An 18,874-nucleotide genomic window follows, 5' to 3' on the forward strand; every position below is an offset into this window, starting at 1 on the left:
GGCGTGTGGAGCCACTCCACGAAGACGCTGAAGGGCGCCTGGAAGCTGGAGTTCGCGCCCAACCCCGACTATCTGCCGGGCGCTTCGAAGGCCACCGACCCCGCCGCGCCGTACAAGAACATCACCAGCGACATCGCGATCGACCCGAAGGACCCGAGCAAGGTCGTGCTCGCCGTCGGCTGGCGCAGCGGGGACGACTACAACGGCTTCTACACCAAGGTGGGCGGCGCCTGGACGCGGATCACCAGCGGTCTGGGCGACCTGCCCGCCGACGCGGACGACGTCGGCAGCGTCACCTTCGCCCGCTCCGCCGACGGCTCCCGCTACTACGCCATCGACCAGTCCCCCGAGCAGCTGAACACCAACCCGGACAGCGGCCTGGCGGGCATCTACGTCTCCAAGTCCGGCTCCCCCACCGGCCCTTGGACGCAGATCGCCGACTACCACACTCTGGCGGCCGCCGGTTCCGCGCTGACCACCGACGGCTACATGCCGGGCGTGCAGGCCTGGTACAACCAGTTCCTCACCGTCGACCCGAGCGACCCGGACCATGTGTACGCGGGCCTCGAAGAGGTCTACGAGACCAAGGACGGCGGCTCCACCTGGTCCACCGTCGGCCCCTACTGGAACTTCAACTTCCCCTGCTGGAACATCGATCCGGCCAAGCAGACCGGTGACTGCAACCCGACCACCCACTCCGACCAGCACGGCGTCGCCATCGGCCGCTACCACGGCAGGAGCTTCGTGTACGTCGGCAACGACGGCGGCGTCTACAAGCGCCCGGTCGACGGCGCCCAGGACGCCTCGGGTCACGCCACCGACTGGACCTCGCTCAACGACGGCACCATCGACACCCTCCAGTACTACTCGGTGGGCGTCGGCAAGGACCTGGCCCACGGCGGTGTCTCCGTCACCGGCGGCCTCCAGGACAACGGCCAGTCCATCCTGCGCAGCAACGACAAGGTGATGGGCTCCAACTTCGGCGGCGACGGCGGCGACACGCTCACCGACCCGGCCAACGGCTGCGACATCGCCGAGGAGTACGTCTATCTCGCCATCCAGGTGACGCAGAACTGCGCGGTCAACGACGGCAGTTGGCTCACCGACCCGAGCAAGGTGACGTCGTACGGTGTCGCCCCGCCCGACAACGCCACCGGTGAGGCGCGCTTCATCGCCCCGCTCGCGGCCGACGCGAAGAACAGCTCGACCTGGATCGCGGGTGGTCGGCACGTCTGGGTGCAGACCCACGGCTACGCCATCCGCAGCGGCGACGAGTGGACGAGCCTGGACGACCTCGGCGCGGGCCACACCGCGACCGCCGTCGCCGTCTCGGGCGGCAAGGTGTACGCGGCCTGGTGCGGGCCCTGCAACAACCAGGGCTTCACCCGCGGCATCGCCGTCGGCAACGCGGACGGTACCGGCTGGCACGACATCGTCCTGCCCGCCACCGGCGCGGACGGCACCGTGCCCAACCGCTACCTCAGCGGGTTCGCCGTCGACCCGAAGAACGCCGACCACGTCTACCTCACGGTCAGCGGCTTCTCCCGGCAGTGGACCGAGGGGCCGGGCGCCGGCGTGGGCCATGTCTTCGAGTCGAAGGACGGGGGCACCACCTGGAAGGACGTCTCGGCGAACCTTCCGGACGTGCCGGCCGACTCCGCGGTCGTCACCCCGAACGGCGGCCTCGCCGTCGCCACCGACCTCGGCGTCGTCTACCGCGCGCCGGGCCGCACCCGGTGGCAGCGGGTCGGTTCGCTCCCGGCCGTCGCCGTGCTCCAGCTGAAGCTGAGCCCCGACGGGCGCACGCTGTACGCGGCCACCCACGGCCGCGGCATCTACACCATCCCGGTGCGCGACTGCGGCTGACGCGCGCGGTCCGGTGCGGGAGGGGTGGCCCTGGAAACCCGGGGTCACCCCTCCCGCGCGTACGGCGTCACCGTGACGGCGAGCGTGAACGCGACGCCTCCCGTACCCGCCACGTCCGGTTCCTTCGCCGACACGCCGATCTCGGCGCTGCCGCCCCGGGTCCCGGCGGACCGCAGCGAGATGCGCGCGGTTCCGTCGGCGGCCACGCGCAGGCCGAACACCAGGACGAGGGCCGGCGCGGAACTGCGCACCGCCGTCCACCGCTTGCCGTCCGTACGGGGTCGCAGGACCAGGGAGACGACCGTCCCGGGCCGCACGCACACCTGCCGCCGGACGGGGTCGCCGGGGGCGACGGTGACCTCCACCCGTCCCGCGAGACAGTCGCTGCCCGAGGGAGAGGGCGGCGAGGCGGGCGCGGACGGGGCCGGCGACGAAGGCGGCATGGGCGGGAGGGACGTAGGAATCGATGTGCCCGCCGTCGTCCCGCGTGAAGGGCTCTCCGAGGGCCCCTGCGTCGCGGGTCCGCCGCCGTCCGATGTCCCGCACGCGGCCAGGACTCCCACCAGGGCGATCACGCATCCCCCGAGCCGCCACCACCGCATCGCCGCACCTCCGAGCCGTTCGCCTGCCCACCAGCATGCTCCGCCGACCGTCGGCGGACCCCAGGAACCCGCGGGGCCTTACGGAGTGATGACGTGCGGGCGCTGTTCCGTGATCCCGCGACGGCCCGGACCTAGCGTGGCGGTATGCGCGTACTGGTCACCGGCGGTGCCGGGTTCATCGGGTCCCATGTCGTCACCACGCTCCGGGAGCGTGGGCAAGAGCCGCTGGTGTTCGACGTACGGGAGGATCCCGGCGCGGACGTGCGGGATCCGGCGGCCGTCCGGCGCGCCCTGTCCGGCGTGGACGCCGTGTGTCACCAGGCGGCGAAGGTCGGCCTCGGCAACGGTGTCGCCGACGCGGCGGAGTACGCCTCCCACAACGACGTCGGCACCGCCGTGCTGCTGGCCGCGATGGCCGAGGCGGACGTACGGCGTCTCGTGCTGGCCGGGTCGATGGTGGTGTACGGCGAGGGGCGGTACGCGTGTCCGCGGCACGGGGTCGTACGCCCCGGGCCGCGTGCCGTCGCCGACCTCGACGCGGGCCGCTTCGAACCCCCTTGCCCGGTGTGCGGCGCCCCGCTCTCCCCGGGACTGACCGGCGAGGACACCCCGGCCGACCCCCGGAACGTGTACGCGACGACCAAGCTCGCCCAGGAGCACCTGGCCGCCGCGTGGGCCCGCTGCACCGGCGGGTCGGCGGTGTCGCTGCGCTACCACAACGTGTACGGGCCGGGGATGCCGCGCGACACCCCCTACGCCGGGGTCGCCTCCTTCTTCCGCTCGGCGCTGGCCCGCGGCGAGGCGCCCCGGGTCTTCGAGGACGGCGGGCAGCGGCGGGACTTCGTGCATGTGCGGGACGTGGCGGCGGCCAACGCGGCGGCGCTGGAGGCCTCGCCGGCCCCGGGCACGCTGGCGGTGTACAACACGGGCAGCGGTGACCCGCACACGGTCGGCGAGATGGCCCGGGCCCTGTCCGCCGCGTACGGCGGCCCCGCCCCGGTGGTCACCGGCGAGTACCGACTCGGCGACGTACGCCACATCACCGCGGACTCGACCCGCCTGCGAGACACGCTCGGCTGGAAGCCGGAGATCACGTTCGAGGAGGGCATGACGGAGTTCGCCCGGGCGGGGATGCGGGACGGGTAAGGGGGGAGGGGGCGCGGCGCCGGCACAGGCGGGGGGTGGGGGCTCGGAGGCAGTCCGGGTGCCGGCCCGGAAACGGACCCGGGGCGGGACCCGGAAGCAGGCCGGGTGCGGGCTCGCAGGCGGAGCGGGGAGCGGAGAGGAACACACCCCGTGCCCGCCCCAGAAACACCCCCCGGCGCGGACCCAGCAACATGCCCCGTGACGCGGCCCGGAAAACAGACCGGCGTCGCCCGGGGCGGAGGAGCCGGTGGTGCTGTTCGTGTCATGAAGCGGCGGCGGGCAGCACCACCTCGAAGCGGCAGCCGCCGGGGATGTTGTGCACGGTCGCCCGCCCCTGGTGCGCCTCCACGATCCCCCGCACGATGGCGAGGCCGAGGCCGGCCCCCGCCGGCGGCGTCCGGGCGTGCGTGCCGCGCCAGCCCGTGTCGAAGACGCGCGGCAGGTCCTCGGGCGGGATGCCGCCGCAGCCGTCCGTCACCGAGAGCACCACGCCCTCGGCGGTACGCTCCGCGGCGATCGCGACCGTGCCGTCGGCCGGAGTCCGGCGGATGGCGTTGACCAGCAGGTTGCCCAGGACCCGGCTCATCTCCTTGCCGTCCACCTCCACCGGCACCTGCTCGACCCGGCCGCCCACCAGCCGCACCCCGTGCTCCCGCGCGAGCGGATCGGCGCCGGCCAGCGCGTCGCCGACCAGGTCGTACAGCGAGACGCGGGTGAGGGCGAGGGGGAGGGTGCCGGCGTGGATGCGGGAGAGTTCGAAGAGGTCGCCGACCATGTCGTTGAGGCGCTCGACCTCGGTGCGCATCTGCCGCAGATAGCGGTCGGGGTCGGCGGCGACCCCGTCCTCCAGCGCCTCCGACATGGCGCGCAGACCGGCCAGCGGGGTACGCAGGTCGTGCGAGATCCAGGCGACGAGTTCGCGCCGCGAGGTCTCCAACGCCCGCTCCCGCTCCCGGGATTCGGCGAGCCTCGCACTGGTGGCCGCCAACTCCCGGCTGAGCGCGTCCAGTTCGGCGGTGGCGGGCTCGGCCGGGGCGGTGAAGGCGCCGCCGTCGCCGAAGGAGCGTGCCGCTATGGCCAGTTCATGGCTGCGGGCGACGACCCAGCGGCCCAGCAGCAGGGCCGTGGCCAGGGAGACGACGGCCGCCATGGCGACGACGGTCGTGACGACGGTCAGGTCGTGCGGGGAGAGGAACATCGCCCAGGCGACGGCGAGGGTGCCCGCGAGCATCGCGACGACCCCGACCGCCGCGATCACGGTCAGGGACGCGGTGAGCGAGCGGCGTCGGATCAACCGCAGCGCGCCCGCGCCGGCGAGACCCGTGACGGCGGCGCCGGCGAAGGCGTACACCGCGATGAGAAACGTGTCCCGCATGATCACTCCTCCCCTGCGACGCGGTCGGACTCCCCGGCAGGTCCGGAATCCCCGGGGGACCCGGACCCCCCGGCCGGTTCGAAGCGGTACCCCACTCCCCACACCGTCTGGATCAGCCGGGGCCGGGCGGGGTCGTCCTCGACCTTGCCGCGCAGCCGGCGGACATGGACGGTGACGGTCGACAGGTCGCCGAAGTCCCAGCCCCACACCTCGCGCATCAGGTCCTCGCGGCCGAACGCCCGCCCCGGATGCCGCAGGAAGAAGGAGAGCAGGTCGAACTCCCGCAGGGTGAGCGCGAGTTCGGTGCCGTTCTTGGTGGCCCGGCGCCCCTCCGGGTCGACGCTCAGACCGGCCGCCGCCAAACGCTGCCCGGTGACGGCCGGCCGGCTGCGGCGCAGCACCGACTCCACCCGCAGCACCAGCTCGCGCGGGCTGAACGGCTTGGTGACGTAGTCGTCGGCGCCGACCTCCAGGCCCAGGATGCGGTCGTCCTCGTCCCCGCGGGCGGTGAGCATGATGACCGGCACCGGGGCGTGCGCGCGGATGCGGCGGCACACCTCCAGGCCGTCCATGCCGGGCAGCATCAGGTCGAGGACCACGAGGTCCGGGCGGTGCGCGGCGGCACGGGTGAGGGCCGTGGGGCCGTCGTCGGCGCGGTCCACCACGTATCCGGCCCGGTCCAGGTACCCGGTGACCACCTCGGCGACGGTCGGGTCGTCGTCGACGACGAGGATCCGGGGCGGCGCTTCCGGGGGCCCGAGGGGTTCGTACGACTGCTGCATGCTCCCAGCCTGGCACCGAGCCGCCCGCGGTGCCGTGCCCGAGGGGCCCGCGGCCTGTGACGTCCGCGTTTCGTAAGGAGCGGGAGTCCGGTATGTCAGGTTCGCGTTCGTAGGGTGAAAGCCGTGACGACGACACCTTCCGAACCTTCCGACGTCGATGTGGTGCTGCCCTGCCTGAACGAGGCCGAGGCCCTTCCCTGGGTGCTCGAACGGATTCCGCCGGGCTGGCGCGCACTCGTCGTCGACAACGGTTCCACCGACGGTTCGGCCGCCGTCGCCCGGGCACTCGGTGCGACGGTCGTGTCCGAGCCGCGCCGGGGATTCGGCGCGGCCTGCCACGCCGGGCTGCGGGCCGCCACCGCGGACGTGGTGTGCTTCTGCGACTGCGACGCCTCCCTCGATCCGCGGCTCCTTGTCCCCTTCGTCCGCGAAGTGCGGGACGGCGAAGCCGACTTGGTGCTCGGGCGGCGGCGTCCGCGGGGCCGCGGGGCCTGGCCCGCGCACGCCCGGGCCGGCAATCTCGCGCTCGCCCGGATGCTGCGCCGCCGCACGGGGCTGCGTCTGCACGACCTCGGTCCGCTGCGGGCGGCCCGGCGGGAGCCGCTGCTCGCGCTCGGGCTGACCGACCGGCGCAGTGGCTATCCGTTGCAGATGGTGGTGCGCGCCGCCGACGCCGGCTGGCGGATCGCCGAGCACGACGTGCCGTATCTGCCGCGCACGGGAGCCTCGAAGGTGACGGGCACCTGGCGGGGCACGTGGCAGGCCGTACGGGACATGAGCCGTGTCCTGGCGGAAGCGCCCTCCGAGGCGCCGGCCGTCGGAAGGGGGGCCCGGTGACCACCCTTCTCGTCATCGCCAAGGAACCGCGCCCTGGCCGGGTCAAGACCCGGCTGACCCCGCCGTTCACCCCCGAGGAGGCCGCGTCGCTGGCCGAAGCCTCGCTCGCGGACACCCTGGAGACGGTCGCGGCGACCCCGGCCACCCGCCGGATCCTCGTGCTCGACGGGGAGCCAGGACCCTGGTTGCCGGCCGGATTCGATGTCGTACGACAGTGCGCGGGCGGTCTGGACGAGCGGCTGGCGCACGCGTTCGCGCGGTGCGCGGGGCCGGCCCTGCTGATCGGCATGGACACCCCGCAGGTGACGCCGGAGCTGCTCACCGCGGACTTCGCGGGCTGCGACGCGTACTTCGGGCCGGCCGAGGACGGCGGCTTCTGGGCCCTCGGTCTGGCCGACCCCGACCCCGCCCTGCTGCGCGGCGTGCCGATGTCGACGCCGGTGACGGGGGCCGTGCAGCGCGAGCGCCTGCTCGCGGCCGGCCTGCGGGTACGGGACCTGCCCCCACTGCGGGACGTGGACACGGCGGCCGACGCGGCGGCGGTGGCAACCCTGGCCCCACGGGGCCGCTTCGCGGAGAGGCTGGCGGGCTGCACGGGCAGAGCGTCAGAAGGGGGCAACCCGGCACAGGGCACGGCCACCGCCCCACCGAACCCGAACCTGAACCCGAAACCACCAACTACCGCCCCACCGAACCCGACTCCACCAGCCACCCCACCGCTGCCGGCATCCGGCCCGCGCCCACCCGTGGCCGGGCGATGAGCAGCCCGACCACGACCACCCCCACCGCCACCGCCTGGGCCGCCGCCGACCCCTACGCCACCGCTCTCCGCGCCGGACGGGGGCCCCTCTTCCTCCGTCGGGCCGACGGCTGGCTTCTGCCGCTGGAGGTGGAGCGCTGGTGCGCGGCTGCGGACGCGGTCGATCGGGCCGTGCTTCAGCGGTGCGAGGGGACCGTGCTGGACGTGGGGTGCGGGCCCGGGCGGCTGGTGGCGGAGCTCGCCGGCCGGGGCCGGGTCGTCCTCGGTATCGACGTGAGCGAGGCCGCCGTCGAGCACACCGTGCGGCTCGGAGGCCAGGCGCTGCGGCGTTCGGTCTTCGAGCCGCTGCCCGGCGAGGGCCGCTGGGGCACCGCCCTGCTCATGGACGGCAATGTCGGCATCGGCGGCGACCCGGCCGCCCTGCTCGACAGGATGGCCCAACTCCTGCACCCTGGGGGCCTGTTGATCGCCGAGACGGCCCCGGTGGACATCGACGAGCGCGCCCGGGTGCGGGTCGTCGGCCACACCGACGCACCCGGCGCCGGCGAGACGTTCCCCTGGGCCCGGCTCGGTACCCGGGCGCTGCTGCGGTACGCGCGCGGCTGGGAGCGGGCCGGTCAGTGGACGGCCGGCGGACGCTCCTTCGCCGCCCTGCGCAACCGCAACCGCGACCACGACCGCGACCTCGACCGCGACAGCAACCGCACCCGCGACCGCGACCCGGGCGGCAACCCGCGCCGCGACCGCAGCAACCGCAGCACCAGCAGCAGCGCCGAACCGCCGAACAGGACGGCGGTGATCAGCAGCCAGCGGCCCAGGAACACGTCCCCCGGCAACCCGGTGGCGGACCGGTAACGGCTCTCCACCATCCCGCTGATCAGCGGGAACCACACGAGCAGCAGCAGCGCGGAGAGGGCGGCCGGTACCCGTACGTACCCCGCCCACGCGCGGCGCGTGCCGAGACCGCGCAGAAGCGCCCGGTCCAGGGTCGCGTACAGCGGCAGCAGCACGAGGTCGTGCAGCAGGGCCGCCCCGACGAACCACAGCGCCACACCGAACCAGTCGTCGGCGAGGAGCCGTACGCCCGCATAGGCGGCCAGTGCGAACGAGGCGGCGAGCAGAAGGAGTTGGAGGGGGCTGCCGACAGGGATCCGCGGTCGCATCACAGGTCTCCGAAGGTCATCCGGGCCACCCACTTGGTGTTGAGCACACCGGGCGCGGCGGGCACGATGATCCGCGCCGGGTGGCCGTGGTCGGGGGACAGCGGCTCGCCGTTGACGAACAGGGCGAGCAGGGAACGCGGGTCGGCCACCTGGTTGGCGCGCAGGGCGGCCCGCCGGAAGGAGCCGTGCCGTTGCAGGGACTCCACGAAGACGTCCGGCGGGTCGTCCTCGTGGCCGACGAGCGCGGCGAGGTCCCGCAGCCGCACCCCGCGCCACCACTGGTCGGCGGTCGACCAGCCCTCCACACAGGCGATGGGCAACGCCGAGCTGTGCAACGGGAGTCGGAGCAGCTCGGCGCGGCTGAGCCGGACCGTGCCGGTGCGTCCCGTCACGACGAGCCGCCACGCCTCCTCGTCCCGGTCCGCCGCGGTGATCCCGGCGTGGGCGGCGGTCTTGTTGATCTGGAAGCCGTTCGGGCCGTCGGCGGGATCGCCGCCGTGCGGTGCGAGGAGGGCGGTGCGGCGCAGCGGACCGCCGAGGCTCTGTCCCACGGTGGTGGCGAACAGCAGCAGCGAGCCGCCCCCGACGAACCACAGGGCGCCGCGCCGGGAGACGGTCGGCTCGGCGGGCCGCGGGGACACCAGGTCGTTCTCCCCGTCCCGGCATCCGCGCATCCCCCGCAGATTGCGCAGCGCGGCCGGCGTCTTGAGGACCGCGTGGGCCAGGAAGGCGGCGAAGAACACCCAGGCGCCGTAGAAGTGGAGCCGGTAGAAGGAGCCGGGGAAGACGTAGTCGAGCTGGACGTTGAGCAGCCCGGTCACGAACTCGAACAGCGCGCCGCCGACCAGGAGCAGCAGTGAGATCCGCTCCAGGGCGTGCGCGAGCGAGCGGGCCGGCGGCAGCGTGAACAGCCTCGGCACCACCGACCACAGCTTGGCGAGCAGGACCGGGACCAGGGCGATGCCGAGGGTGACATGGACGCCCTGGGTGAGCCGGTACAGCCAGTGCGGGTCGGTCGGCCAGGCGAAGAGGTAGAAGCCGAGGAGGCCCTTGTCCGGGGTCTTGTCGTTGACCGGCGACAGGTCCGGGTTGTACGCGGCGTACGACAGCAGGCCCGTCACGAACAGCACGGTGATGCCGACGAGCAGGACCAGGCCCAGCACCGAGGTGAACCAGGGGCCGCGCAGGGGACTGCGCCAGAAGCCGGGGGACGTGGGGAGCCGCGGATCGCGTGGATCGTCTCGCATGAGCCGACCGTAGGCCGGGACCAGCCCACGAAAGGGTTCTCGACCCATGACGAAACTCTGACGTCGGGCCCGGACGGGCGTCTTCGACCGGCTGTCCGGCCTAGCGTGCCGGTGTGATCCGCACCCAGCTCCCCACCGAGCGGCCTGACCGGCCCCCCGCCGAACGCTCCGCCCCGTCCCCCGCCGCCCGGCGCCGGGACCTGTACGCGGCCGGGGCCGCCGTCCTGCTGGTGACGGCGGCCGTGCTGGTCGGCCGCCACATCCAGGGGACCAGCCACACGCTCTTCGTCAACTGGCCCCCGCTGCTCGCGTCCTGGGACCCGCACCTGGGCCCCGGCACCCCGGCCGCCGTCCTGGTGGCGGTCGCTGTCGTGGCGTACGGCCCCGCCCTCGCCGTCCGTCTGCGCTGGCGGACCCTGCTCCCCCTGGTGTGGGCCACGGCGACGGCGTGGACCTTCTCCCTCGCCCTCATCGACGGCTGGCAGCGGGGCATCGCGGGCCGGCTCACCACCCGCCACGAATACCTCCAGGTCATCGACCGCTTCCACGACATCCCGGGCACGCTGCAGGACTTCACCCACCACATCCTGCTCGACTCCCCCGACCACTGGCCGGCCCATGTCGCCGGGCACCCGCCCGCCGCGCCGCTCACCTTCGTCCTGCTCGACCGGATCGGGCTGGGCGGGGGCGGCTGGGCGGGGGTCTGGTGCGTCACCGTCGGGGCGACGGCCTGCGTGGCCGTGCTGGTCACGGTCCGCGCGCTGGCCGACGAGACCCTCGCGCGCCGGGCCGCGCCCTTCCTCGCCCTCGCTCCGGCCGCGGTGTGGACGGGCACCTCAGCCGACGGCTACTTCGCCGCGGTGGCGGCGTGGACGGTCGCGCTGCTGGCACTGGCGGTCACCAGGCGGTCCCTGTGGGCGGCGGGAGGGGCCGGGCTGCTCTACGGCCTGACCTGCTACCTGTCGTACGGCCTCACCCTCGTCGCCCTGATCGCGGGGGCGGTCCTGGTGCTGGGCCGGGACGGGATCCGCCGTCGCCCGGTGCTGCTGGTGCCGCTGCTCGCCGGACTGGCGGTGGTCCCGACGGCGTTCACGCTCGCCGGGTTCGACTGGTGGGAGGCGTACCGGCTGCTGGTCACGCGCTACGACCAGGGCGCGGGCGGGGTCCGGCCGTACGGCTACTGGGTGTGGGCCAACCTGGCCTGCACGGTGCTCATCATCGGCCTGGCGACGGTGGCCGGGCTGCGGCGGGCGGGGGCGGTGCTCGTCCGGGACCGGCTCGGCACCCCCGGGGCCCGCCTCGCGCTGCTCGTGGCCGCCGCGCTGCTCGCCCTGCTGGTCGCCGACCTGTCCGGGATGAGCAAGGCGGAGACGGAACGCATCTGGCTGCCCTTCGCCCTGTGGCTGCTCCCGGCCTGCGCGTTCCTCCCCGCGCCGCGCCGCTGGCTGACCGCCCAGGCCGTGCTCGCCCTGCTCCTGAACCACCTGCTGCTGACGGGTTGGTGAGACGCGTCTGCGAGGGCCGGGGTGGGGCGTGACCTTGGCGCATCGCCCCGCCCTGGGGCCCGGTCACCCGTGGTGGGTCTCCCCGGCGGAGTCCCCCGTCGCCGTACCGCTCGGGGCCGCCACCCGGCGGTACGCGGCGCGGGCGTGGCCCAGGCGGGACAGGGTCGTGCCGGTGAGGGCGGCGGTGAGCAGGCAGGTGAGCCAGAAGGTGTCGCGCTGGCCGGACCAGCTGAGCGTGCCCGCGGGCGGGATCGCGAAGCCGTTGAGGAAGAGCCAGCACAGCACCGCCGTACCGGGAGCCGCCGCGAAGCGGGCGCACCAGCCCAGCAGGGAGGCGAGCAGGGACAGGACGGCGAGGGCGAGCGCGGGCCTGCCGGGGCCGATGAGCGCGTTCACCGCCGCCACGAGCAGGAGGGAGCCGGCGAAGGCGGCGGACCAGACCAGCGTCGTGGACACCGGCTCGGGGACGGGCCGCGCACCCGTCCGCAGGGACACCCACTCGACCACGGTTCGACTCCTTCCGGCGGCACGGCCGACCACCCAGCCTTCCACGCCACGGCGGTTCACGGGAGTGCGGGTTCGGCCGGAACGGGCTGCCGCCGGGGCGTCTGTATGTACAAGGGAAAATCCGGTTCATCAGTGCGCAAACGGATCACTGGATCGGTGTAATCGGCACAAATGCCGGGCCCCGCGGCGATCTAGCGTCGAAGCGCACGGGGCCGTACGAGCCAGAAAGGCATCGAGTCACTCATGCCCATCCCGCACACCGACGTCCTGCCCGCCCTCGACCTCGACACCCCGACCACCGCGCACGGACCGGAAAGCCCGACCGCCGACCCCCTCCTGCCGCCGGCCGACGAGCTGCCCGCCGCCATGTCGGAGCCGGAGACGGTCTGCCGCCGGGTCCGGGACGAGCTGATGCTCGACGGCAACGCCCGGCTCAACCTCGCCACCTTCGTCACCACGTGGATGGAGCCGCAGGCACGGGAGCTGATGGCGGAGACGGCCGAGAAGAACCTCGCGGACCGCGCCGAGTACCCGCAGATCACGGCGATGGAGGAGCGCTGTGTGCGGATGCTCGCCCGGCTCTGGCACGCGCCGCGTCCGGAGCAGGTCCGCGGCTGCTCGACCACCGGTTCCAGCGAGGCCGCGATGCTCGGCGGGCTCGCCCTCAAGCGCCGCTGGCAGGACCGCCGCCGCGCCCAGGGCAAGGACACCGCCCGCCCGAACCTGGTGATGGGCTCGAACGTCCAGGTGTGCTGGAAGAAGTTCGCCAACTACTTCGAGGTGGAGCCGCGTTACGTCCCGATGCAGCCGGGCCGCCACCACCTCACGCCCGACACCCTCACCGCCTACTGCGACGACAACACCATCGGTGTGGTGACGGTCCTCGGCTCCACCTTCGACGGCTCCTACGAGCCCGTCGCGGACATCTGCCTGGCCCTGGACGGCTACCAGGCCGCCACCGGCACCGACATCCCGGTGCACGTCGACGGCGCGTCCGGCGCCATGGTGGCCCCCTTCCTCGACCCGGACCTGATGTGGGACTTCCAGCTGGAGCGGGTGGCCTCCATCAACACCTCGGGCCACAAGTACGGGCATGTCTTCCCCGGTCTCGGCTGGGCCCTGTGGCGCGACGCCGAGGCCCTCCCCGACGAGCTGGTCTTCGAAGTCGACTACCTCGGCGGCAGCTCCCCGAGCTTCACCCTGAACTTCTCGCGTCCGGGCGCGCACGTCGTCGCGCAGTACTACAGCTTCCTGCGGTACGGCTTCGAGGGCCTGCGGGACCTGGCGGCGAGGAGCCGTACGACGGCCCGCGCGCTCGCCGCCCGGATCGCGGGCATCGCCCCCTACGAGCTGGTCACGGACGGTTCCGAGCTGCCCGCGTTCGCCTTCCGCGTGGCGCCCGGCACCGAGGGCCTCACGGTGTTCGACGTCTCCCGGGCGATGCGCGCCCGCGGCTGGCACCTGCCCGCGTACACCTTCCCGGCGCCCTGCCAGGACGTCTCCGTGCTGCGCGTGGTCGTACGCACCGGATTCACCGCGGAGCTCGCCGGCATGTTCGTCGCCGACCTGACGGAGGTCACCAGGCGCCTGCACACCGACCGGCTCTCGCCCCCGCTCAGTTAGCGGGGCGCCCGGGTCCCAGCGAGGCGCGGACGAGGGCGGTCAGCTCGTCGTCGGTGACGTCCGCCGCCTCCTGGGAGCGCAGCTTGAGGGTGCCCTTGCCGCTGAGGAGCCCCGGGTGCCGGGAGAGGAGGTCCGCGCCGGCGTCCGCGTCCCAGCCGTAGACCGAGACGCCGTGCCGCCACACGCCCACGTGCAGCCGGCGGTCGCCGACCCGGTACGTGGGCATGCCGTAGGAGAGCACGACGGTCGCCTCGGGGTACGCCCGCAGGATCAGCCCGTGCAGCCGGTCGAAGAGCGGTCGGTGCTCGGGGGCGATGCCGTCGATATAGGTCTGCGTCTCAGCGTCCATACGCCCCATTTTGTACAGGGGAGACCGGCGTCACAGTGATGTTGCGGGAAAGGTCACAGCCGTGCCCTCTGCTGCTCCTTTGGGGGTCTGGCCTAGCATCCGAGCATGACGGTCCTGCCTGACGACGGGCTTTCGCTGGCCGCCGAGTTCCCTGACGCGAGCCTTGAGCACTGGCACGGCCTGGTGGCCGGTGTCCTGCGCAAGTCCGGCAAGGAAGTCTCCGGCGCGGCAGCGGAGGACGCCCTGTCCACCGCGCTCGAGGACGGGTTGCGCACCCGGCCCCTGTACAGCGCGCACGACACCGCACCCGAGCCCGGCTTCCCCGGCTTCGCCCCCTTCGTACGGGGTGCCCGGCCCGAGGGGAACACCGCCGGCGGCTGGGACGTACGGCAGCGGCACGCGGTCACCGACAACACCGCGGTGCTCTCGGACCTGGAGAACGGCGTCACCTCGCTGTGGCTGGTCGCCGGCGAGGGCGGCATCCCGGTCGCGTCGCTGGGCCAGGTCCTCGACGGCGTCTACCTCGACCTCGCACCGGTCGCCCTCGACGCGGGGCGCCGATTCGCCGAGGCCGCCGAGGAGTTGCTGCGGCTCTACGGCGAGCGCGGCATCGACGGCAAGGCCGCGCGCGGCAGCCTCGGCGCCGACCCGCTGGGCCACGAGGCCCGTACCGGCGAGGCGTTGGACTTCGCGCCGGTCGTCCCGCTCGCGCGCAGGTGCGCCGAGGAGTACCCGGGGCTGCGGGCACTGACCGTGGACGCGCTGCCGTACCACGAGGCCGGCGGTTCGGCGGCGCAGGAACTGGGCGCCTCGATCGCCACCGGTGTCGCCTATCTGCGGGGGCTCACCGAGGCCGGGCTGAGTGTCGAACAGGCCTGTGCCCAGCTGGAGTTCCGGTACGCGGCGACGGCCGACCAGTTCCTGACCATCGCCAAGCTGCGCGCGGCGCGCCGGCTGTGGGCGCGGGTCGCCGAGGTGTCCGGGGCGCCCGGCGCGGGTGCGCAGGCGCAGCACGCCGTGGTGTCGCCGGTGATGATGACCCGCCGTGACCCGTGGGTGAACATGCTGCGCGCGACGATCGCCACGCTGGCCGCGGGGGTCGGCGGCGCCGAGGCCGTCACCGTGCTGCCCTTCGACCACGCGCTCGGCCTCCCGGACGCGTTCGCCCGCCGTATCGCCCGCAACACCTCGACGATCCTGGTCGAGGAGTCGCATCTGTCCCGGGTGATCGACCCGGCGGGCGGCTCCTGGTACGTGGAGCGGCTGACCGACGAACTCGCCGAGTCCGCCTGGGCGTTCTTCCGGACGATCGAGCGCGACGGCGGCCAGGCGGCCGTGCTGCGCTCCGGCCGGCTCCGCACGGACCTGGCGACGACGTGGGCGCAGCGCTCCAAGCGGCTCGCCACCCGTCGCGAACCCATCACCGGCGTCAGCGAGTTCCCGCATCTCTCCGAGAAGCCGGTCGAGCGGGAACCCGCCCCGGAGCAGCCGTCCGGCGGTCTCCCCCGCGTCCGGCGCGACGAGGCGTACGAGGAGCTGCGCGCCCGCTCCGACGCCCACCTCGCGGCGACCGGAGCCCGCCCCCGGGTCTTCCTGGCCGCGCTCGGCCCCGCCGCCGCCCACACCGCGCGCCTGACCTTCGCCGCCAACCTCTTCCAGGCCGGCGGCATCGAGCCCGTGACCGAGGGCACCTTCGAGGAGAGCGGCGCCACCGAGGCCTGTCTGTGCTCCAGCGACGCGCTGTACGAGGAGCGGGCCGAGGAGGTCGCGGCAGCCCTCAAGTCGGCAGGCGCGGAGCATGTGTTCCTGGCCGGACGCCCTGGGCAGTACTCCGGCATGGACTCCTACGTCTTCGCGGGCTGCGACGCCGTAGCCGTGCTCACCGCCACCCTCGACCGCATGGGAGTGTCCTGATGTCCAGCATCCCTGACTTCACTGGGGTCGAGCTGGGGACCCCGGCGACCGATGCCGGCGCCGACGAGTGGCGTACGGCCGTCAAGAACGCCACGCAGGAGGCCGAGCCCGTCTGGGAGACCCCGGAGGGCATCGAGGTCAAGCCGCTGTACACCGGCGCCGACCTGGAGGGCCTGGACTTCCTGGAGACGTACCCGGGCGTGGCGCCGTATCTGCGCGGGCCCTACCCGACGATGTACGTCAACCAGCCCTGGACGATCCGTCAGTACGCGGGCTTCTCCACCGCCGAGGAGTCCAACGCCTTCTACCGGCGCAACCTCGCGGCCGGCCAGAAGGGCCTGTCGGTCGCCTTCGACCTGCCCACGCACCGCGGTTACGACAGCGACCACCCGCGGGTGACCGGTGACGTCGGCATGGCGGGCGTGGCGATCGACTCGATCTACGACATGCGGCAGCTCTTCGACGGCATCCCGCTGGACAGGATGACCGTCTCGATGACGATGAACGGCGCCGTGCTGCCGGTGCTGGCGCTGTACATCGTGGCGGCGGAGGAACAGGGCGTCGCGCCCGAGAAGTTGGCCGGGACCATCCAGAACGACATCCTCAAGGAGTTCATGGTCCGCAACACCTACATCTATCCGCCGAAGCCGTCGATGCGGATCATCTCCGACATCTTCGCGTTCACCTCGCAGCGGATGCCCCGCTACAACTCCATCTCGATCTCCGGCTACCACATCCAGGAGGCGGGCGCGACGGCCGACCTGGAGCTGGCGTACACCCTCGCCGACGGCGTGGAGTACATCCGGGCGGGCCGCGAAGCCGGGCTGGACGTGGACGCGTTCGCGCCCCGGCTGTCCTTCTTCTGGGCGATCGGCATGAACTTCTTCATGGAGATCGCCAAGCTGCGGGCGGCCCGGCTGCTGTGGGCGAAGCTGGTGCGGCAGTTCGACCCGCAGAACGCCAAGTCCCTTTCCCTGCGCACCCATTCGCAGACCTCCGGCTGGTCGCTGACCGCGCAGGACGTGTTCAACAACGTCACCCGCACCTGTGTCGAGGCGATGGCGGCGACCCAGGGCCACACCCAGTCGCTGCACACCAACGCCCTCGACGAGGCACTGGCGTTGCCCACCGACTTCTCGGCGCGCATCGCCCGCAACACCCAGCTGCTGCTCCAGCAGGAGTCGGGCACCACCCGGGTCATCGACCCGTGGGGCGGCAGCGCCTACGTGGAGAGGCTGACGTACGACCTCGCCCGCAAGGCCTGGCAGCACATCCAGGAGGTGGAGGCGGCGGGCGGCATGGCCAAGGCGATCGACGCCGGCATCCCCAAGCTGCGCATCGAGGAGGCGGCGGCCCGCACCCAGGCCAGGATCGACTCCGGTCGCCAGCCGGTCATCGGCGTCAACAAGTACCGGGTGGAGACCGACGAGGCGATCGAGGTCCTCAAGGTCGACAACTCCTCCGTGCGCGCCCAGCAGATCGAGAAGCTGCGGCGGCTGCGCGCCGAGCGGGACGAGACGGCCTGCCGCGACGCCCTCGACGCGCTGACCCGGGCGGCCGACGGCGAGGGCAACCTGCTGGAGCTGGCCGTGCGCGCGGCCCGCGCCAAGGCCACGGTCGGCGAGATCTCCGACGCCCTGGAGAAGGTCTACGGCCGGCACGCGAGCCAGATCCGTACGATCTCCGGCGTGTACCGCAACGAAGCAGGGGAGTCGCCCTCCGTGGACCGCACCCGCGCCCTGGTGGACTCCTTCGAGGAGGCCGAGGGCCGCAGGCCGCGCATCCTGGTCGCCAAGATGGGCCAGGACGGCCACGACCGCGGTCAGAAGGTGATCGCCACCGCCTTCGCCGACCTCGGCTTCGACGTCGACGTCGGCCCGCTGTTCCAGACCCCGGGCGAGGTGGCCCGCCAGGCCGTGGAGGCGGACGTGCACATCGTCGGCGTCTCCTCGCTGGCGGCCGGTCACCTCACCCTCGTACCGGCGCTCAAGGAGGCGCTGGCCGAGGAGGGCCGGGAGGACATCATGATCGTGGTGGGCGGGGTGATCCCGCCGCAGGACGTGCCCACGCTGCTGGAGATGGGGGCCGCGGCCGTCTTCCCGCCCGGGACGGTGATCCCGGACGCGGCGTACGACCTGGTGGAGCGTCTGTCCGCCGACCTCGGGCACGGGCAGTGATCGATCTCGACGCGTATGTGAAGGGTGTCCTCGACGGGAAGCGGGCGACCGTAGCCCGCGCCATCACCCTCGTCGAGTCCACCCACCCCCGACACCGGTCCCTGGCACAGGAGTTGCTCACCGAGCTGCTCCCGCACAGCGGCCGGGCGCGGCGGATCGGGGTGAGCGGGGTGCCGGGCGTGGGGAAGTCGACGTTCATCGACGCGTTCGGCACGATGCTGACCTCGCAGGGGCACCGGGTGGCGGTGCTCGCGGTGGACCCGTCCTCCACGCGCACCGGCGGCTCGATCCTCGGCGACAAGACCCGGATGGAGCGCCTGGCCGTCGACCCGAACGCCTTCGTGCGGCCCTCCCCCAGCGCGGGCACGCTCGGCGGGGTGGCCAAGGCGACCCGGGAGTCGATGGTCGTGATGGAGGCCGCCGGCTACGACGTGATCCTCGTCGAGACCGTCGGCGTCGGGCAGTCCGAGACCGCGGTCGCCGACATGGTCGACTCCTTCCTGCTGCTGAGCCTGGCCCGCACCGGCGACCAGCTCCAGGGCATCAAGAAGGGTGTTCTGGAGCTCGCCGACGTGATCGCGGTCAACAAGGCGGACGGCCCGCACGAGCGCGACGCCCGCGCCGCCGCCCGTGAACTGGCGGGCGCGCTACGGCTGATGCACGGCAAGGACGCCTTCTGGACTCCCCCGGTGCTCAGTTGCAGCGCCCGGGAGTCGACCGGTCTGGACGTGGTCTGGGAGCGGCTGGAACAGCACCGGACGCTCCTCGACTCGACGGGGCGGCTCACCGCCAAGCGCAGGGACCAGCAGGTCGGCTGGGCCTGGGCGATGGTGCGGGACGAACTCCTCGGGCGCCTGCACTCCCACCCGGCCGTCCAGGCCCTCGCGCCCGGTCTCGAACAGCAGGTCAGGAACGGCGAGTTGACGGCCACGCTCGCCGCCGAACGCATCCTGGGGGCGTTCGGCACGGACCCGGACTGACCCTCTCCACCGGGGGCGGGGACGGCACTCGTTCAATCGAT

The 18,874-nt window shown here is 73.3% G+C and carries 15 protein-coding genes and 1 pseudogene; 10 read left to right on the forward strand and 6 right to left on the reverse strand.

Features of this window, described 5'->3' with window-relative positions; translation table 11 throughout:
- Positions 1-1,866 (forward strand): glycosyl hydrolase (locus tag ACFULQ_RS29950; protein ID WP_383549783.1); only part of this gene is annotated, 1,866 nt, incomplete at its 5' end.
- A 44-nt stretch (positions 1,867-1,910) separates the two neighbouring features.
- On the opposite strand, the gene ACFULQ_RS29955 is transcribed toward ACFULQ_RS29950, so the two are convergent.
- Complete coding sequence (locus tag ACFULQ_RS29955; RefSeq protein WP_383549786.1) at positions 1,911-2,309, reverse strand: acetyl-CoA synthetase; 399 nt, start codon at positions 2,307-2,309, stop codon at positions 1,911-1,913.
- 303 nt (positions 2,310-2,612) lie between these two features.
- Here ACFULQ_RS29955 and ACFULQ_RS29960 point away from each other — a divergent pair, with 303 nt between their 5' ends.
- Positions 2,613-3,614, forward strand: coding sequence for an NAD-dependent epimerase/dehydratase family protein (locus ACFULQ_RS29960; protein WP_383549789.1), 1,002 nt, complete (start codon positions 2,613-2,615; stop codon positions 3,612-3,614).
- Between the two features lie 262 nt (positions 3,615-3,876).
- Here the strand turns inward: ACFULQ_RS29960 and ACFULQ_RS29965 are convergent, their stop codons facing one another.
- Positions 3,877-4,989, reverse strand: coding sequence for a sensor histidine kinase (locus tag ACFULQ_RS29965; protein ID WP_383549792.1), 1,113 nt, complete (start codon positions 4,987-4,989; stop codon positions 3,877-3,879).
- A gap of 2 nt (positions 4,990-4,991) precedes the next feature.
- Positions 4,992-5,771, reverse strand: a complete 780-nt coding sequence (locus tag ACFULQ_RS29970) for a response regulator transcription factor (RefSeq protein WP_383549795.1) — start codon at positions 5,769-5,771, stop codon at positions 4,992-4,994.
- 114 nt (positions 5,772-5,885) lie between these two features.
- Between ACFULQ_RS29970 and ACFULQ_RS29975 the strand changes: the two genes are divergently transcribed.
- The 3 genes and pseudogenes from ACFULQ_RS29975 to ACFULQ_RS29985 all read left to right on the forward strand — a co-directional run bounded on the left by ACFULQ_RS29975 (position 5,886) and on the right by ACFULQ_RS29985 (position 8,223).
- Positions 5,886-6,608: a glycosyltransferase family 2 protein gene (locus ACFULQ_RS29975; protein WP_383549799.1), complete on the forward strand. Its 723-nt coding sequence runs from the start codon at positions 5,886-5,888 to the stop codon at positions 6,606-6,608.
- A pseudogene (locus ACFULQ_RS29980) lies at positions 6,605-7,204 on the forward strand (DUF2064 domain-containing protein); the annotation flags it as partial. The gene ACFULQ_RS29975 and the pseudogene ACFULQ_RS29980, both read left to right, overlap by 4 nt.
- Positions 7,205-7,365: 161 nt before the next feature.
- Positions 7,366-8,223, forward strand: a complete 858-nt coding sequence (locus tag ACFULQ_RS29985; RefSeq protein ID WP_383549802.1) for a class I SAM-dependent methyltransferase — start codon at positions 7,366-7,368, stop codon at positions 8,221-8,223.
- A gap of 307 nt (positions 8,224-8,530) precedes the next feature.
- Here the strand turns inward: ACFULQ_RS29985 and ACFULQ_RS29990 are convergent, their stop codons facing one another.
- Positions 8,531-9,778, reverse strand: a complete 1,248-nt coding sequence (locus tag ACFULQ_RS29990) for a molybdopterin-dependent oxidoreductase (protein ID WP_383549805.1) — start codon at positions 9,776-9,778, stop codon at positions 8,531-8,533.
- A 116-nt stretch (positions 9,779-9,894) separates the two neighbouring features.
- Between ACFULQ_RS29990 and ACFULQ_RS29995 the strand changes: the two genes are divergently transcribed.
- A complete protein-coding gene (locus tag ACFULQ_RS29995; protein ID WP_383549906.1) occupies positions 9,895-11,283 on the forward strand; it encodes a hypothetical protein in 1,389 nt (462 codons plus the stop codon).
- Positions 11,284-11,346: 63 nt separating this feature from the next.
- On the opposite strand, the gene ACFULQ_RS30000 is transcribed toward ACFULQ_RS29995, so the two are convergent.
- Positions 11,347-11,790, reverse strand: coding sequence for a hypothetical protein (locus tag ACFULQ_RS30000; protein WP_383549808.1), 444 nt, complete (start codon positions 11,788-11,790; stop codon positions 11,347-11,349).
- A 243-nt stretch (positions 11,791-12,033) separates the two neighbouring features.
- Here ACFULQ_RS30000 and ACFULQ_RS30005 point away from each other — a divergent pair, with 243 nt between their 5' ends.
- The gene (locus tag ACFULQ_RS30005) at positions 12,034-13,413 is read left to right on the forward strand and encodes a glutamate decarboxylase (protein WP_383549810.1); all 1,380 of its coding nucleotides are present in this window, start codon (positions 12,034-12,036) and stop codon (positions 13,411-13,413) included.
- Here the strand turns inward: ACFULQ_RS30005 and ACFULQ_RS30010 are convergent.
- Entirely contained in the window at positions 13,406-13,762 is a 357-nt protein-coding gene (locus ACFULQ_RS30010; RefSeq protein ID WP_383549812.1) for an iron chaperone, read from the reverse strand. The two genes, ACFULQ_RS30005 and ACFULQ_RS30010, sit on opposite strands and share 8 nt — an antisense overlap.
- A gap of 105 nt (positions 13,763-13,867) precedes the next feature.
- On the opposite strand from ACFULQ_RS30010, the gene ACFULQ_RS30015 reads away from it, so the two are divergent.
- The 3 genes from ACFULQ_RS30015 to meaB are packed head-to-tail and all read left to right on the forward strand — an operon-like array spanning position 13,868 to position 18,833.
- On the forward strand, positions 13,868-15,676 hold the full coding sequence (locus ACFULQ_RS30015) for a methylmalonyl-CoA mutase family protein (protein ID WP_383549815.1): 1,809 nt from the start codon (positions 13,868-13,870) through the stop codon (positions 15,674-15,676).
- A complete protein-coding gene (scpA, locus tag ACFULQ_RS30020) occupies positions 15,676-17,853 on the forward strand; it encodes a methylmalonyl-CoA mutase (protein WP_383549817.1) in 2,178 nt (725 codons plus the stop codon). Before ACFULQ_RS30015 ends, scpA begins: the two co-directional genes overlap by 1 nt.
- The gene (gene meaB / locus ACFULQ_RS30025) at positions 17,850-18,833 is read left to right on the forward strand and encodes a methylmalonyl Co-A mutase-associated GTPase MeaB (RefSeq protein WP_383549820.1); all 984 of its coding nucleotides are present in this window, start codon (positions 17,850-17,852) and stop codon (positions 18,831-18,833) included. The genes scpA and meaB overlap by 4 nt, the downstream gene beginning before the upstream one ends.
- The last annotated feature ends 41 nt before the right edge of the window (positions 18,834-18,874 follow it).

Source organism: Streptomyces sp. NPDC057253, from assembly GCF_042669125.1.
Classification (GTDB): domain Bacteria; phylum Actinomycetota; class Actinomycetes; order Streptomycetales; family Streptomycetaceae; genus Streptomyces.